The 16651-nt window shown below is 30.5% G+C and carries 19 protein-coding genes; 9 read left to right on the top strand and 10 right to left on the bottom strand.

Features of this window, described 5'->3' with window-relative positions:
• The 10 genes from CHB72_RS24355 to CHB72_RS24400 all read right to left on the bottom strand — a co-directional run.
• Positions 1-399 (bottom strand): transposase (locus tag CHB72_RS24355; protein WP_242975213.1); only part of this gene is annotated, 399 nt, incomplete at its 3' end.
• Positions 362-790, bottom strand: a complete 429-nt coding sequence (locus CHB72_RS24360) for a WG repeat-containing protein (protein ID WP_176431596.1) — start codon at positions 788-790, stop codon at positions 362-364. The genes CHB72_RS24360 and CHB72_RS24355, both read right to left, overlap by 38 nt.
• Positions 780-1067, bottom strand: coding sequence for a hypothetical protein (locus tag CHB72_RS24365; RefSeq protein WP_089285470.1), 288 nt, complete (start codon positions 1065-1067; stop codon positions 780-782). Before CHB72_RS24365 ends, CHB72_RS24360 begins: the two co-directional genes overlap by 11 nt.
• Before the next feature lie 65 nt (positions 1068-1132).
• Positions 1133-1720: a hypothetical protein gene (locus tag CHB72_RS24370; RefSeq protein WP_089285471.1), complete on the bottom strand. Its 588-nt coding sequence runs from the start codon at positions 1718-1720 to the stop codon at positions 1133-1135.
• Between the two features lie 104 nt (positions 1721-1824).
• Positions 1825-2304 (bottom strand): hypothetical protein, encoded by a 480-nt coding sequence (locus CHB72_RS24375; RefSeq protein WP_089285472.1) that lies wholly within the window; start codon positions 2302-2304, stop codon positions 1825-1827.
• A gap of 24 nt (positions 2305-2328) precedes the next feature.
• Positions 2329-3045 (bottom strand): hypothetical protein, encoded by a 717-nt coding sequence (locus tag CHB72_RS24380; RefSeq protein ID WP_089285473.1) that lies wholly within the window; start codon positions 3043-3045, stop codon positions 2329-2331.
• A gap of 157 nt (positions 3046-3202) precedes the next feature.
• Positions 3203-3916, bottom strand: coding sequence for a LytR/AlgR family response regulator transcription factor (locus CHB72_RS24385; protein WP_089285474.1), 714 nt, complete (start codon positions 3914-3916; stop codon positions 3203-3205).
• Between the two features lie 10 nt (positions 3917-3926).
• Positions 3927-4067: a cyclic lactone autoinducer peptide gene (locus tag CHB72_RS24390; protein WP_089285475.1), complete on the bottom strand. Its 141-nt coding sequence runs from the start codon at positions 4065-4067 to the stop codon at positions 3927-3929.
• Between the two features lie 15 nt (positions 4068-4082).
• Entirely contained in the window at positions 4083-4682 is a 600-nt protein-coding gene (locus tag CHB72_RS24395; protein ID WP_089285476.1) for an accessory gene regulator ArgB-like protein, read from the bottom strand.
• Complete coding sequence (locus CHB72_RS24400; RefSeq protein WP_089285477.1) at positions 4663-5526, bottom strand: sensor histidine kinase; 864 nt, start codon at positions 5524-5526, stop codon at positions 4663-4665. The genes CHB72_RS24395 and CHB72_RS24400 overlap by 20 nt, the downstream gene beginning before the upstream one ends.
• A 1048-nt stretch (positions 5527-6574) precedes the next feature.
• On the opposite strand from CHB72_RS24400, the gene CHB72_RS24410 reads away from it, so the two are divergent.
• From CHB72_RS24410 to CHB72_RS24450, 9 genes are all read left to right on the top strand, one after another.
• Positions 6575-6955 (top strand): BlaI/MecI/CopY family transcriptional regulator, encoded by a 381-nt coding sequence (locus CHB72_RS24410; protein WP_089285479.1) that lies wholly within the window; start codon positions 6575-6577, stop codon positions 6953-6955.
• Positions 6956-6961: 6 nt separating this feature from the next.
• A complete protein-coding gene (locus tag CHB72_RS24415) occupies positions 6962-10300 on the top strand; it encodes an extracellular solute-binding protein (protein WP_089285480.1) in 3339 nt (1112 codons plus the stop codon).
• A gap of 18 nt (positions 10301-10318) precedes the next feature.
• Complete coding sequence (locus tag CHB72_RS24420; protein ID WP_242975263.1) at positions 10319-11182, top strand: carbohydrate ABC transporter permease; 864 nt, start codon at positions 10319-10321, stop codon at positions 11180-11182.
• 23 nt (positions 11183-11205) lie between these two features.
• Positions 11206-12102 (top strand): carbohydrate ABC transporter permease, encoded by an 897-nt coding sequence (locus CHB72_RS24425; protein WP_089285481.1) that lies wholly within the window; start codon positions 11206-11208, stop codon positions 12100-12102.
• A gap of 27 nt (positions 12103-12129) precedes the next feature.
• Positions 12130-13407, top strand: coding sequence for an HlyD family secretion protein (locus tag CHB72_RS24430; RefSeq protein ID WP_089285482.1), 1278 nt, complete (start codon positions 12130-12132; stop codon positions 13405-13407).
• Positions 13408-13412: 5 nt separating this feature from the next.
• Entirely contained in the window at positions 13413-14771 is a 1359-nt protein-coding gene (locus CHB72_RS24435) for an ABC transporter permease (RefSeq protein WP_089285483.1), read from the top strand.
• A 264-nt stretch (positions 14772-15035) separates the two neighbouring features.
• Positions 15036-15152, top strand: coding sequence for a VanW family protein (locus tag CHB72_RS24440; protein WP_207652643.1), 117 nt, complete (start codon positions 15036-15038; stop codon positions 15150-15152).
• A 261-nt stretch (positions 15153-15413) separates the two neighbouring features.
• Positions 15414-15989: a CD3073 family putative ECF transporter S component gene (locus CHB72_RS24445; RefSeq protein WP_089285484.1), complete on the top strand. Its 576-nt coding sequence runs from the start codon at positions 15414-15416 to the stop codon at positions 15987-15989.
• Positions 15982-16473, top strand: coding sequence for a CD3072 family TudS-related putative desulfidase (locus tag CHB72_RS24450; protein ID WP_089285485.1), 492 nt, complete (start codon positions 15982-15984; stop codon positions 16471-16473). Before CHB72_RS24445 ends, CHB72_RS24450 begins: the two co-directional genes overlap by 8 nt.
• Positions 16474-16651: the final 178 nt, after the last annotated feature.

Genomic DNA, 16651 nt, shown 5'->3' on the forward strand with positions numbered 1-16651 from the left:
AATATCCTTTGTTATTCCTGCTTTTACAGGGTTTTGATGTATGTATCGTAATACTGTTAAAAAGTAGCTTTCATTTTCAATTGGCTCACTTTTATATCTATCTTGAAACAAATGACCACACCTCTTGTACTTCCAGTTGTACCAATATACATAGCTTGACCCTATACGTCGCATGATTGTTTCTATTCCCTCTTCTACTTCTTGTAAAAGGATATGCGCATGATTTCCCATCAAGCAATATCCATAAATCTTATATCCACTTTTATCTTTATACTCATTCAATGTCTGTAAAAATTTTGTGTTATCTTCCTCATCTTCAAATATAATTTGTTTATTAATTCCTCGTAAAATTATATGATAGTTACCGCTTTCGCTCTTCTCTCTTGCTTTTCTTGGCATAAAAAGTCACCTCCAAGTTTATGTTATCATATATTTGGAAGTGATCCAACCAACAGAACCGTCCCCTTGATTTGACTGCATAACCTTCTGAAAAACTAAGAGCGTAATCATATTTTATAGGAATTCGCACAGTACCTTTTTTATCAATAAAACCCCATTTAGTAAATTGCATAACCCTAGCATAACCATCATAATTACTGTCAATAAAATGATAATAGGATTTCAAAATATTTTTCTCATTTTCATTTATAATTACATACTTATTATCTTCTTTAACAACAAACAAAGTACTAACTTCACCTGTTTTATTTATTTTATTATAAACACTATATAATATAGTTACTATAAAGACCATGCAAAGTAGAAATAATACTTTTCTTTTATTTTTCATTATTACCATCCTTTATACCTATACCATAACCTCCTATAACTATAAAAAAATTACCTGCATACAAAATTAAATAGACTGGAATATTAGTTATAAAATTTATATGCCCCCTAGAAATAGCAATATAATTACCAATAGTTATAAATAAAAAACTCAATAGAATCCTTAACTTTTTTAAGTGAATTGCTAAAAATAATTGTTTTAATGGTATAAGATAAATTAGCCCTATATTAATAATTGTAGATAAAATTAGAGTAGATAAAGTTTGTTGAATACTCATGTTTACCTCCTTAATCGCTAAAATATTGATACCAAGGGTTGATACCAAGGGGACAGTTCTTGTGGTTAGCTTTTCAGAACAATACCTCTACTAATTCCTGTTAACCTTGTTATTTGCCTTGTAGATAGGCCTTCTTCTTTTAATCTTTTCAAGTATTTGTCTCTCGTATGTTGGTCAATTTTTTGAATCTCCAGACAGCTTTTCAGATTGCAAATCCTTTTAATTACTTCTATTGCTTCATCATCTGTCAACCTCATTTTTTCTTCGATATCTAAGCATTTTTTATCATTTATTTCTTTATGGTATGTTTTAAATTTCTCTATTGCTTTTTCTCTATTTCTATCAAATATTTTTAATACAAAATCTATATCTGCAATTTCTTCTTTGTCTATAAATTCATTATAACTACTCCATTTATAGCTTTCAATATCCTTTGTTATTCCTGCTTTTACAGGGTTTTGATGTATGTATCGTAATACTGTTAAAAAGTAGCTTTCATTTTCAATTGGCTCACTTTTATCTTTATACTCATTCAATGTCTGTAAAAATTTTGTGTTATCTTCCTCATCTTCAAATATAATTTGTTTATTAATTCCTCGTAAAATTATATGATAGTTACCGCTTTCGCTTTTCTCTCTTGCTTTTCTTGGCATAAAAAGTCACCTCCAAGTTTATGTTATCATATATTTGGAGGTGACTCAACCAACAGAACCGTCCCCTTGATCTTACCCTTGATCTATTGATCTTTACTTGATCTTTATCTATCTAACAAAAACAATAAGTAAACATCTTCTTCATATTCTTTGATTTTATTTTTGTTTTCATTGATTAATTTATTATCATTTACCAACCTAACTATCTTATCAGAGCCTTTCCAAGCATAAAAAGTTATACTCTCATCTCCAACATCATACAGACCACTAATCATGGGTGAAGGTTTTCCACCAATTTTCCATGCATTAGTTTGATTTTCTACAATAAATTTAGTTCTATTTTCTAAGGCACGTATTGTCACAATAAAGATAGCCTCATTATCTTTATCATAAAAAACTATTACTTCTCTATCATCACCAACAAGAATAGTTTCTAAAACGCTGTTTTTACCATCTAATAAACTACTCATCGCCAATTCTTTTGTGTTATAATCTTTTACAAATGATTCTTGGGACAAGAAAAATAACAAAGCCACACTAATAACTAAAATTAGAAATATAATAGATCCTTTTCTTATTCTCAAAATTTCACCTCAATAAATTAATGTCTATTGATATTCTAAATAATACAGACCGTCCGCAAAATTGCCAACCTTTCTTACAACAGTTGATGAAGCTGCTTTTTCAGATATAAGTCTTGGGTTTAATTCTCCTTCAAGTTGTCTCCATGTTTGTACGGTTCCCTCACTAGCCCTTGTTGTCGGAGCAAATCTCACACGTGCTCTCTTATTAGCACCTATAGTAAATGTCGCTCCAAAACTTGTACTATTCGAAGATGATTTTACATAAGACGCTCCTAAAGTCGCTAGGATAGCATTTATTTCAACCGTAGCTGAAACACCAAAGCTACTAGTATGGGTTATACTTTCTCCATATGATACAGATGAACCGTCTTGACCGCCATCTATCCAAGGAGTAACAGCTTTTGAATCGTTATAATTGATACTATCTTTACCACTTTTCTCTACATATTTATAAAAAGTAGTAGACATTGGTGTAACGAGGTCACCTTCATCAGAGGGAGTTTTAAAATCAATTACATCCTCATTAGGCATTAAGGACTCTGACAGTATATTCGCAGGGTAAATTTTTTCTAATTCATCAAATGTGATTACTCTAGGCACGCCATTTTCTACCAGAATCATTTCTACAGGTTTAGATAATTCCTCGTCATTTACCTCATCTGCAAAAGCAATGCTAAAACTACTAATCATCATTACTACTATTAATAGAACCGAAAATATCTTTTTAAATTTTACATTCATTATAACATCTCCCTTATAATTAGTTTTTTGGCGGCCACCAACTTAATTACATTATAAGGTATTGTTATCTGTAATTCTATTAATTTAAGTCATCTAGCCAATAAACCCATGTATTTGGTCATATTTTGTCATAAATGGTACAAGATAATAACTTTTATTATTTAAGTTTTAAATATTTTGTAAACTTTTTATAATTATTTCTACTCATAAATGCTGTTTTCTTGGTATTATTAAACTCAATGATGTAGGTTCTGTTACCAACATCTTCAATTTTCTTAATCTTATTAGTATTTACTATAAAAGACTGATGCACTCTTAAAAAATTGTTATTTAAAATGCTCTCTAATTCTTTTAATATCATACTCGTAACATAATCCTCTTTACAAGTGTTCACGATTGTATCTTTTCCTATTTTCTCAAAAAAAAGTATATCATCAAATGATATCAATAAAATACTATTTTTATTTTTTATAGTCAACTTATCTATAATCGGCTGTTTAAATTGGATATTTATTAACACTATGAGTTCATCTAAGGTATCCTTAAATGTAGTAATATCTATTGGTTTAATCAAATAGTTATAAGGATGAACAGCAAAGGAATCGATGGCATACTCCATATGGGCAGTTATAAAAACGAATTTTGTATCAGGAGATATTTTGTTGATAAGCTTTGCTGCATCAATCCCATTTAAATTAGGCATATCGATATCAAGTAATGCAATATCTATTTTTTCTTGCTGTACTACTTTTACCGCCTCTACCCCATCTTCAGCAACAAAAACTTTGCTGACAAAAGGATTTTCAGAGGCTATTTTCTCTAGCATTTTTCTTATAGGTTTATGATCATCACAAATTAATATATTAGCCATAGACTATAACCTACAATTCCTTTTTAATACTTTTCGGTATATCTGGCTCATATATATACCACATACTAGCTGGACTTACACCACTCATAGCTACTATTGTAAGTAAACAAGCTGCTACTGATAAAACGCTAGTCTTAAGTTTTTTAAACATTCTTATACCCCCTTTCTAGTTCCAGACTATAATCCTAATGAATTTACTACCTAACGGTGTTGCTAAGAAAAATGCTAGAGTGATGCCTAACAAACTAGAAAAACTTATTAGTGATAAAAATAATCTTTCATAACCTATCAAAAATACAATCCAAACAGTTAGAAAAAATATAGTTTTATATTTAATCTTTAAACGTGTTTTTCTATTATTTATAGTTTTTTTCTGTGTTCCCATAGGTACCCATACAATTGTTATTAACACGCTGATCAAATAGGTGAAAATAATTAATACATATAATACTCTATAAGGTACAGTGACTACCTCTCCTATTATCCCCAGCAAAAGCGTAAGTGAAACACTTACGGTATAACATTTATTGTAGGTATCATAATGACTTCCCCCGATAATTCTTCTGAAAAATACAAAAGATATACATACTACTAAGGTTGATGCGAAAGTTTTTAAAAAATAAGAAAGTATTAGTATAGTAATTATTTTGAATGAAGTTCCTAGAAAGATTTGCAAACCATAAGAAAGAATTTCTCTTTTTTCATTGTCATAACTTAGTTCATTACATAGATAAGAAGAAATGTTATTAGATAGCTTTCGAATCATAGTTATATTCTCCCCTCGGCAGTCTAACGGTAAAAATCACAGTATTGCTGTGGGTATTTTTAAATTCTATTGTCCCCTGATATTTCTCTAATATTTTTTTGCATATATGAAGTCCATACCCTCTTGCCACTGAATCTTTAGTGGAAGTCCCTGGCTCATATAAAATATTTATAAGCTCAAAATCTATCTGCCCTGTATTTTCGATTTCTAATACATAACTATTCTCATAATAATCTATGGTAAACTGAATCCACTTTTCGCCTGCCGTCATACAAGCAGCCTCTATTGCATTTTCTATTAAGTTTGAAACTAGGCTACATAGTTCCCATGCACTTATTGAAATAGTGTCAAGTTTATACCTACAATTAATAGTGAAATTAATGCCTTTTTCTTGTGCCACTTCTCTTTTAGAATTTAATAGCGCTGTTAAAGCTGGATGCCCAACTCTTATCATTTGATTTGTGACTCGATAATTAGTTGAAATTCCTTGTACATACTCTGCTAATTCCTCATATTCTTCCAAATAGGCTAATGCTTGGATACACTGTATATGAGCAATATAATCATGTCTTTCAGTCCGTAGTATAGTGATTAATTTTTCTACTGCCTCCATATTTGTTTTTATTAACTTTAACTCGATTTGTCTAGCTTCATATAAACGCAACCTTTTAAACGAGATAATGATTAAAATTGTTGTAGCAATTATAACAATGTTAATAAAAGGTATGTTTTTCTTTAGTATTTCTAAAGAATACGCTCTTAAAATTGAGGAAGTAAATAATAATATTAAAATACCTTGGAATAATATTGTTGATATTATGATATAATTACCTTTGCTTTTCAAAGTGTTCACCTTCTATATTTCTAAGTAATGATATCCCACACATAATAATTCTTTTTTCTTATAAATAGAAATAGTAGCACTGATATTAATAAAACAGGAAAAAAACAAATAATTCCACTTTTAAAATCATTTTGTAAAGTCATTATTTCTATCTTTAAGAAGCTACTTAAAAATGGAAATATAATACTTTGTAATATCCCTTGTATAAATGATCCTATTAACACAGGGATAATTGCTTTATAATATTGAAATTGAAAAAAAATAAGGACTAATACATATAAAGAAGCTATTTGTAGAATAGTAGCATATTCCGCCCCAATCATAAATATCAATAAAAACAAACTAATGATTGCCTGGATAGCTGATATAATTAATATTTTATAGAGATTAGCATTTCTGATATTGGTTAGATGAAAGCCTAGTAAAAGTATAAGCACAGACTCAGGAAAAGATATAAATAATACAATACACCAATAGTTCAGCATTTTAACTATCCTTCCTTTCGCTGTATTTAAAACGTAAAGATCATAATAATTTTATCTTTAACAATGATGCCATACTATTTTTTTATATCATTAGATTCATAGTATGCTTTATATAAAAGTAACATAATTAGATATTACTTCAAATTAATGTTCGGTAAATTGCTAAAATAGCCGATAAACTGTTTATTACTGATTGAAAACCAAAGGGATCGTCAGACCGTGTGGTAATCCCTCCTGGAACTTCTTAAAGACATCATCAACTTATAAAAATTTAATAATGGAATAATTCTTTATCCTTTTCTTGGAATTTAATTTCACCTCCAAACTAATTCTATAGTAGTTTGGAATGTCGTGTCAAACCGTCCCCTTGGTCTCTGCCCAAAATGTAAACCTTCACTAAAATATAATTCCATTAAATACAAATTTTTTACTGGAATTTTGATGTTAAACTTCTAATTTTTAAAAGATACACTTGACAACATGGGACTACAAATGTACTCTTATAATAGAGTACATTTGTAGTCCCATGTATTTTAAAAATTATATATAAGGAGAAAAGATAAATGAGTGAAAATATATCCAAGATATCAGATGCAGAATGGAAAGTAATGGAGGTTGTATGGAAAGAACATCCTGTTACTGCAGCAGAAATTATTGAAGAATTGATAGTGAAAACAGATTGGAATAGAAAGACGATTCATACCTTAATTCGTAGACTTGTACAAAAGAAAGTACTAGGAGTTGCAAAAGAGGATCCATACGTTTATTACCCATTAATTGAAGAGAATTTTTGTAAAAAAGAAGAGACAAAATCCTTTTTAGAAAAGGTATATAACGGATCACTTCAATTATTAATGGCCAACTTTCTAAAAAATGAGAATCTATCAAAAAAGGAAATAAAAGAAATTAAAAACCTTCTAGATGAATGTGAGGATAAGAGGTGATAAAAAGTGACTTTATTAAACGTATTTTATACAATCCTAAAAATTTCATTTTTAGGATCTGTTGCAGCTATAGTAATTCTTTTTGTTAAAAAAATATTTAAAAATAAAATCAGTGCTGCTTGCCATTATCTGATTTGGATAATTTTATTAGTTAGATTAGTTATGCCCTATTATCCTGAAAGTTCTATCAGTATTTATAATTTCTTTACCAATCATAATTATAAAACAGAAGAAATACAATCCCCTGTAATAAACAACATGAGTCATAACTATATTAATTCTAATAACATTCAATCCGGGGTAAATTCTTCGGAGCAAAAACACTTTAGCACAGATTCTTTCCTAATAGCGGATAAACAACAAGAATTTGCAAATAAAAATGAACCTAATGCTTTCAATTTACTACCAAATCAAAGCAGATATACTTTTTCTGAGTATACTTATGATTCTAATAAAAGTAGATTTCAAGTTCCTTATATTGCAGCTATTATATGGCTATTGGGTGTATGCTTTGGAGCAGTATATATTCTATGGCTACAGCTATCTTATAGTATGAAAATAAAGAGCCTTTCCCCATGTAACAACAGAAATATAATAGCAATTTATGAAATCTGTAAATCAAAAATGAAAGTAAATAAAAAAATACCTTTAGTAATGGACGCTAGAATTAAAACACCCTCATTATTGGGAATTTTACATCCTAAAATAATACTTTCACCGGATTATGTTGAGCTATTAATGGAAGATGAATTAAAATTTGTTTTTATGCATGAATTGGCACATTACAAACGAAAGGATATTATCGTTCGATGGATTTTAATTTTCCTTCAAATACTTCATTGGTTTAATCCAGTGATATGGTTTGTCTTTAATATTATTCGCCAGGACTCTGAAAAAGCCTGCGATGAACAGGTATTATCTTATATTGAGCCTAATGAGTACAAAAAATATGGAAATACAATGTTGAAAATGCTTGATATCTTTTCTGGAAATAACAGTATATACGGTGCTGTAGGAATGATAAATCGAAAAAAATTTATAATTGAAAGGGTGAAAAATATCGTGAACTTTAAAAAAAATTATCTACTATGGTCTATTCTTGGGATTGCCATATTTTCAGTTTTAGCTGTTTTTCTATTGACCAATGCAAAGCAACCACCACAAGAGGTTATAAAAATTAAATATGAAGCTGAGGAAATTGGTCCAGATATTGAACTTGAATCAGTTAGCAAAATAAAGCTTTTGTCAAATGAACAGCTGCTTACATATGATATGGAAAATCGCCAATTTATAATAATTGACGATGAAGGAAATAGAATAGATATCAATTGTGAAGGCTTACCACAAGACTTTCCTGTACAGCTTTTTACCATTGATTCTAATGATTACATATATACATTTGTTTCAAATACAGAACCAAAGATCTATGTTCATACTCTGGAAGGCGAAAAAATAAGGGAAATCAATTTAGAGCTTAAGGATGTAAACATATCAGAAGAGAATGCAATATTTCGATGGGATATGAAGGTGGATTCAAAGGGGAACATCTATTTATTAATACCACAAGCACAACAGGCAAGCACACAAGTATTTGATCCGGAAGGGAAACATATAAAAACCCTAAAATCAGATGGTTATGTTCTTATGGTGCTTGACGAGGAAGATAATTTGTATACCATTACTTACAAAGATAAGGTTTATATTACAAAACAAAATCCTTTAAAAGATGAGATTTTATGGGAATACGAAGATGATAAAAACCTTTCTTACCTAAGAACGGCTGCTTATTCAAAACAGGATCAATCTATATATCTAGCAGAATTAAACAATAACAATATTTCAAAATTTGATCCGGAGAGCCAATCGTTAAATAAGATGATTAATATGGATGCTATATTAAGCGAGAAAACTCAAGATGAATTCAACTTTCAGGATTTTGCTATTAATAATGATGGAAGTATCTACTTATGTGTTTATAATAACAAGGATAATAAAAGCTATCTATATAAAGTAAATTCGAGAAAAATTCATATAGAAGGTGGTATAAAAGAACTAACAATTTCAGTAAGACATTTATCTCCTATCTTAGAGTACGCTATAAATAAATTTGAAAATCAACATCCTGATATTGTTATAAACATAGACAATCATAACGCTTTTTCTTGGATAACATCGGATATGACCTATGAAGAAACATTAAAGACCTTAGAAGAAAGTGCTAAAAAAGCAAATGACTTTGTTCAAAAAATAAATGCACAGATGTTAACTGGAAAGGGTCCAGATATTCTTCTGATAGATAGTATTCCTTACAGAAGGTATGCAGACAAAAAATTGCTTTTAGACCTAAAGGAGCTTATGGAAGAAGATGCTTCCTTTGATAAAAGTCAATACTATTCCAACATATTTGATGCTTTAGAATATAAAGGTAAATTGTATGCTATGCCATTAGATTTTTCTTATCCGGCTTTCTTGACAAATACAGGATTTTTAAAGGAACAATCCATTGAAATCAATGATAAAGGCTGGACATGGAAGGATTTTATAGACATAGCCAATAGAGCTACAAAGGATATAGACGGAGATGGGACAATTGATATGTATGGAATGCCCACCATCGTACCCGAAAGATTATTTCAATATATATATAATTCTTTAGATAAAGGCTTTGTTGATTATGAAACTGGAAAGGCTACTTTTACATCAGAAGAATTTATTGATTTACTAAAAATGTGTGAAAACATATCACAAGAGACCTTTGTGAATCCTGATATTTCAGAAGGTGATATGCAAATGGAAGGAATCGTGCTTTACCCATTTCATATACATGATTTTTCTATTTTTTACAGCAACGGCTTAATTAATGCAGATGAAGTTAGTTTTTATGGATATCCAACCTTAAATAATGCCACATATAATTTTGATTCAGGTGAAATGTACGGGATAAATAGCCAAACGAAGTATAAAGAAGAGGCATGGGAGTTTATCAAATATCTTATTTCAGAAGAAATTCAATGCTATCAACAACTTTATAGCATACCAATAAATAAAAGGGCAAGGGAAATTAAAATTGAAGATAGATTTGCAGATGCAGAAGATATGATGAATAAATATGGTGATCTTTATGGTTATCAAGTTACATCACTAGATAAAATAAAAAAGCAGCTGACAGATAATGTAGAGAAATTGAATGAAATTCTGCCTAAATTAAATCATACCAATATGAATGATATACAAGTTGATGAAATCATTGAGGAGGAAGTTAGAAGATTCTTTAATGGTGAGAGATCTGCAGAAGAAACGGCTGAAGCTATACAGCGAAAGGTGGAAATGTATTTTAAAGAATAAAAAAGGGGCAGACAACGAATGAAGATGAACTTAACCAGAAGATGGGCGTTATTTGTATTTCTGTTTCCAAGCTTATTAGGTTTTCTACTATTTTATATTCTTCCCTTTTTAGGATGTGGATGGTATTCTTTGGTGGATTGGTCCATAGGAGGAAGCTTTGTAGGGTTAAAAAACTATGTAAACATACTATCCAATGATTTATTTCTAATGGCACTAGCCAATACGGCATATTTTGTCTTATTGGCCGTGCCAGCAACCATGTTTTTAGGATTGCTTTTAGCAATAGTCTTAAATCAAAAAATGTATGGCAGCAATATCTTTAGGACTGCTTTTGTAGCGCCAATGGTTATCCCGACAGCATCAGTAGTGCTTATATGGGACATCCTTTTTCATACGCAAGGGACATTTAATGCACTGCTTACTTCGCTGGGATTTAATGTCATAGATTGGCTGAATTCTGATAAGGCTAGGATTGTCATGGTTCTCCTTTACGCATGGAAGAATATCGGATATTGTATGGTGATTTTTTTAGGAGGTCTTTTAAGAATACCTAAGGAATATTATGAGGCAGCAGAATTAGAAGGAGCTGGGACTATAAATAAACTGATGCATATTACGCTGCCGTATCTTGCTCCTATTTCCTTTTTTGTTGTTGTTATATCTATTATAAATTCTTTTAAAATTTTTAGAGAAGTATATCTTCTAGCAGGCCCCTATCCTCATGAAAGTATATATACAATGCAGCATTACATGAATAATGTATTTGTTTCCTTGGATTATCAAAAACTGAGTGCAGCAGCATATGTAGTGGCTGGAATCTTAGGGATATTAATATATGCTTTGTTTCGATGGGAAAATAAGTACAGCAGCTTCCATAAATAGCCAAAGAAAAAAGGAGGTATCTTATGCCTTTCAAATTAAAAAAATTACATTTTATAAGACATAATAAAAAGTTTAATATTTACATTTTTTTAACATTGTTATCACTATTTTTTATATCTCCAATACTTGTCATTATAGTAAATTCATTTATGGGAGCAGAAGAAATTACACAACAATATCCTGTATTTGCTTCTTCACAGAGCATACAAAATAATAATGAGTTTATGACTATGAAACTAATTCCAGATATGTTTACACTGGAGCAATATAAAAATATACTTTTACGTCAATTTCTTTTCCTAAAAATGTTTTGGAATTCTGTAGGCATTATTGCAGCTATTATTGTTGGTCAAGTAGTTATCGCATCAACAGCTGCCTATGCTTTTAGTAAAATATACTTTAAAGGTGGAAATAAAATATTTTATATCTATATTATTGCAATGATGATGCCCTTTCAGGTCACCCTTGTTCCAAATTATTTAATGGTAGACAGATTAGGTATCATGAATACATATAGGGCACTAATTCTGCCTGCTATTTTTGCACCCTTTGGCGTGTTTCTAATGAAGCAGTTTATGAATTACATTCCCAAAGAATGCATTGAGGCTGCACAGATAGATGGTGCAGGGTATTTTCAAATATTCTTTTACATAATACTTCCTATGTTAAAGCCGGCAATTGCTTCCCTTATCATACTTCAATTTATAGACTACTGGAACATGGTGGAACAACCTTTGTTATTTATAGATGATGCTGTAAAAAGACCTTTATCCACCTATCTATCTATAATTGGAAAAAAGGACTTTCACTATGCTTTTGCAGCATCAACGATATACATGCTGCCGGCTTTATTCATATTCTTTTATTGGGAATGTTATCTTGTTGAGGGAATACAGCTGAATTCAGGTATAAAACAATAAGCTTAAGCATGTATTTGGAGGTTGATTATGCAGAATTATGAAGAAATAAATGATAAACAAAAGAAAAAAATATTTGGAAAAGCTATTATTATTTTCTTTAGTACCATGTTAATTATTACTTTTTTTTCGAAAACTATTCAAAACATGTTTCTTCCCGAGGTAACTGTATCAAAACCTCATTCTGGTATATTAACATATGAAACAGCAGGTACTGGGACAATTATTCCAAAGGAAACTCTTAACATATATTCTGAGTCAATAAAAAGAGTAAAAGAAATAAAGGTTGAAGCAGGGGAAAAGGTGAAAAAGGGAGAGACTATAGCAGTTCTTTATAGTCAAGCTTCAAATAATAAGCTGACTGAAGAGGAAATACACTTAAAGAAATTAGAAGCAAATTTAGAAAAATTACTTTTGGAAACAAAAAGTACTCAGGTGGGAATTCTGGAATTGGAAGTTGAAAAAGCTTTAGAAAAAGTGAATAAGCTGGAAAATGATTTAGACAAAAAACTGAAATTGTTAGAGGCAGGAGTTGAAACAGGCGAGAATGTTAAAGAGGCACAGTACCACCTCGAAACAGCTGAAAAAGATTATCAACAAAAAAAAGTAGAGCTGCAGGAAGAAAAAAACAGGCAGCAAATATCTGAAGAAGAAAAGAAAAGGGATATTGAAGCTCAACGCTACGATATACAAGCTCAGCAGTTAAAAATAGATGAGCTGCAGGAGGAAGAAAGAATCCTTTCTCCATATGATGGTCTTGTTAAGGAAATTCATTATCAAAGTGGTGAATTAACACGGGATAATGAGCCCATATGTTCAATAGTTCATTCAGAGAAGGGTTTTGTTTTTTCTGTTTCCCTTGATTTAGAAAACAATAGTTTTATATCTGTTGGAGATTCTATATTAGTTTATTTAAAATCGGCAAGTAAATACATTGATATACCTATTAAGAAAATTGTGATCAAGGACAATTTTAAAGAGGTTACAGCTGATTTAGATGAAAGAGATTTCTTAGGGGGCGAAAAGTTAGATTATCGTATCATTAAAAAGTCAAAAAACTTCAATACCCTTGTACCTAATTCTGCTTTAGGAAGAGATAATAGTGGATATTTTGTTTTTCTATTAAAAGAACGAGAAGGCGCTTTAGGCAAGGAGTATTATGTGGAAAAACAATATGTAAATATAGGGGATAGCGATAATCGAAATACCGTAATATTAGAAGGGCTGGATAATAAAACGAGTATTGTATATGATTCTGAAAAAGCAATTCATGACGGCAGCAGAGTACGCCCTCAGCAAAGGAAGTGAGGAAAATGAACAGCACAAAAGCATGGAAATACTCTTTATTTTTTGGGGTTTTTACTTTGCTGCTCAGTATTTGCTTCATTCAGGGAATAAATAAAAATACTGAAGCGCTATTGAGTACATTTGGTTTTAACAAAATATCGGTTGAAGCAAAAGAAAATCCAATAAAAAGTAATACATATGGGTTTACTAAGGATGAGGTTTTGCAGTTAAAGAATAAACTAAAGGAAAATCTTATTTCATTTACCCTTCCCTTTGAAGCAAATATAAAAAACCAGTCAAATACTATATTCAGTAAAGCTTTGGCAGTAAGTCCTTCCTATCAAAGCTTTACTGATATTCATATTATAAAAGGAAGCTTTTTAACAGAAAAGCAAGAAGACAATAATGACAGAGTTTTAGTTATAGAAGAAGAAACAGCATTAAAGTTATTTAAGAGCACGGATATCGTTGGCATGAATATAGACTTGATGGATGAAAACTTTACTATTATTGGAGTAAACAAAAGAAAAAGTACTTTTTTATCTAATTTATTAAAAAGAAAAGAACCTGATATATACATTCCTTTACAGACTGCATTTACATTGGATGAGCATATGGAGATTCCCTATTTTCAGGTATCAATATCAAATGAAGAAAATGCCATTGAAAGTCCAAACGCTGTCATAAAGGTATTGGAAGATATAGGAAAATCACCATCAAACTATAAAATAGTAGACTATAGAAGCTTTCAAAAAAACGCTTCTCAAATAAACCTAATAATTACATTTATATTCGGTATTTTTATTATATATTATCTTATCAAAAGTCAAATTAAAGTAATAAAAGAAATATTTTCAACTATATCAAATAGCTGGTTGTCTCAATATTTTTTAGAAGCTATAAAATCCAGTAAAAAAACACTTATTTATCTAATAATACGATTTTTATTTTTGACTTCTTGTATATATATACTACTGAAAATGATCAAATTCGATTTTTACGTACCAGTAGTAAATAATAATTATGCTATATATTATATAGACCTATTTACAAATAATTTATTTGAAGCTGTTACTTCTAAGACACTATTTCAATCTATAGCCTATTTTTCAGAACTTCTTATTACATTGATTTCTATTTTAGGAATTTCCATTGGAGGTTCATTATTATATTTAAGCTTCTATTTTTTAAAGCGTACGCATCAGCAATTAGATAAAGGACTTTTGTTTTGCAGTGTATCCTATCTGGCAACTCTGTTGCTTATAAATATAATTATGACTGTAGTGCAGCTTCCAGTTGTGATTCACATGAAAGCAACAATGACTATTTACACTTTTCTATTTTTTATAACACATAGAAAATTATGTACTTTATTAAGCAGATGACCAAAATCTATGATTTTGTGTTAGTCCCTTATACAGGGTGAAAAAGTATGGATAGTCAAGCAGTAAGCTTCATCCTTAGCTAGAATTCAGGCAGAGGGTGGATTAGTAGAGAATAGCGATATATAATGCATGTTGTAAAGGGCAATCTATTTCCAATGGTATTTTAGTCGAAAATCCTATGCAAAAAACAAGCAAAAAATTTTTCTCCTATATTAGCTTTTCTCACCAGACTCCTTTATATCGAGAATTAAAAAATGTTGACATGTGAGTGCAACACACAACAAGGTAATAAATTTAAGCATTGCTATCGACAAATTGGATGGTATTATCATCCACCCTGGAGAAACTTTTTCCTATTGGAGGTTGATTGGTAGCTCCTAATGCTAGACTAAGTGCCTTAGATAATATATAAATAGAGAATCATCTAGTGGAAAACACCTCAAATAATGCAGAAAAATATAGAAAAATGTTGCTGAACACATCTGGTCTACCAGTTAAGAAGAACATGGGTTGAGATGATTTTCTATGCCAATTTATTATTTTTATAGGAATAGTAACTATTATTGAAATTTTCAATTGTACCTTTTTAAACAAACCTAATAAAATCAAAGTGAAAATATTATTTTGTTAGGAGGAATTATATTGAAAAGTTCACCATTCCAATCAACCAACGCTATGATTATGGCTTCACTAGGAATTGTAATTAACATTGTTTTTGGTACGATTGTACAGACCCTGCAAATTCCTTTGTTGTTCCTAGATACGATAGGAACCATTTTTGTAGCAGTAATACTAGGACCCTTTGCTGGAGCATTAACAGGAGGGTTAACCAATGTCATTCAAGGAATGATTACGAATCCTAAAAACATCCCGTTTGCCATTGTAAATATTGTAATTGGATTAATGGTAGGATTTATTGCTAAAAGATTTAAGTTTGATTTAAAAGTAGCTGCAATTACTGGCATTATATTATCTGTAATAGCTCCTTTGATAGGAACACCAATAGCTGTATTTGTATATGGTGGTGTAACTGGAGGAGGTACGGATTTAATTTTCGCCTGGCTGTTAGCCAGTGGTGAAAGAATTTTCACTGCAGCCTTTATACCAAGAATTACAGGGAACTTTGCAGATAAAATTGCCAGTTGTATACTGGTTGCTTTACTAATACAAAAGCTCCCTAAGAACTTTGTTACAGGGAAGTTTGTTAAAAATGCATAGGAGAAAACAAATTATTTATACAGCCCATTGTGTATTAAATCAAAATGCTGTTATAAGGGAATGGGAGAGGGCACAAGGGGCTTTTAATGATATTATAAGCGTATTACTGGAAGAGCATATCTCCATTATTCAGTTACCATGTCCTGAATTCACTTTTTTAGGAGAAAATCGTCCTCCTAAGACAAAAGAGGAGTATGACATCCCAGACTATAGAAAGCTTTGCAGGCAATTAGCAAAGCAAGTTGTCAATCAAATGAAGGAGTATATAGGCAATAATTATCAGATCCTTGGATTAGTAGGAATCCAAGGAAGTCCTTCCTGCGATACATTGACAAAAAAAGGAATTTTTATGGAGGAACTGGTGCAGCTAATGAGGGTGCAAAATATTCATTTAGAATTTTTTGATATTCCTGAAGAATATATAGAGGGACGAAGTGAAAAAATGGTGGATGATTTTAGAAATTATATAGCAAAGAAATTTTGATACAGAGAGACCAAAGGGACGGTTCTTGCGGTTAGCTTTTCAGAACAATACCTCTACTAATTCCTGTTAACCTTGATATTTGTCTTGTAGATAGGCCTTCTTCTTTTAATCTTTTCAAGTATTTGTCTCTCATATGTTGGTCAATTTTTTGAATCTCCAGACAGCTTTTTAGATTGCA

Source organism: Anaerovirgula multivorans (assembly GCF_900188145.1).
Classification (GTDB): Bacteria; Bacillota; Clostridia; order Peptostreptococcales; family Natronincolaceae; genus Anaerovirgula; species Anaerovirgula multivorans.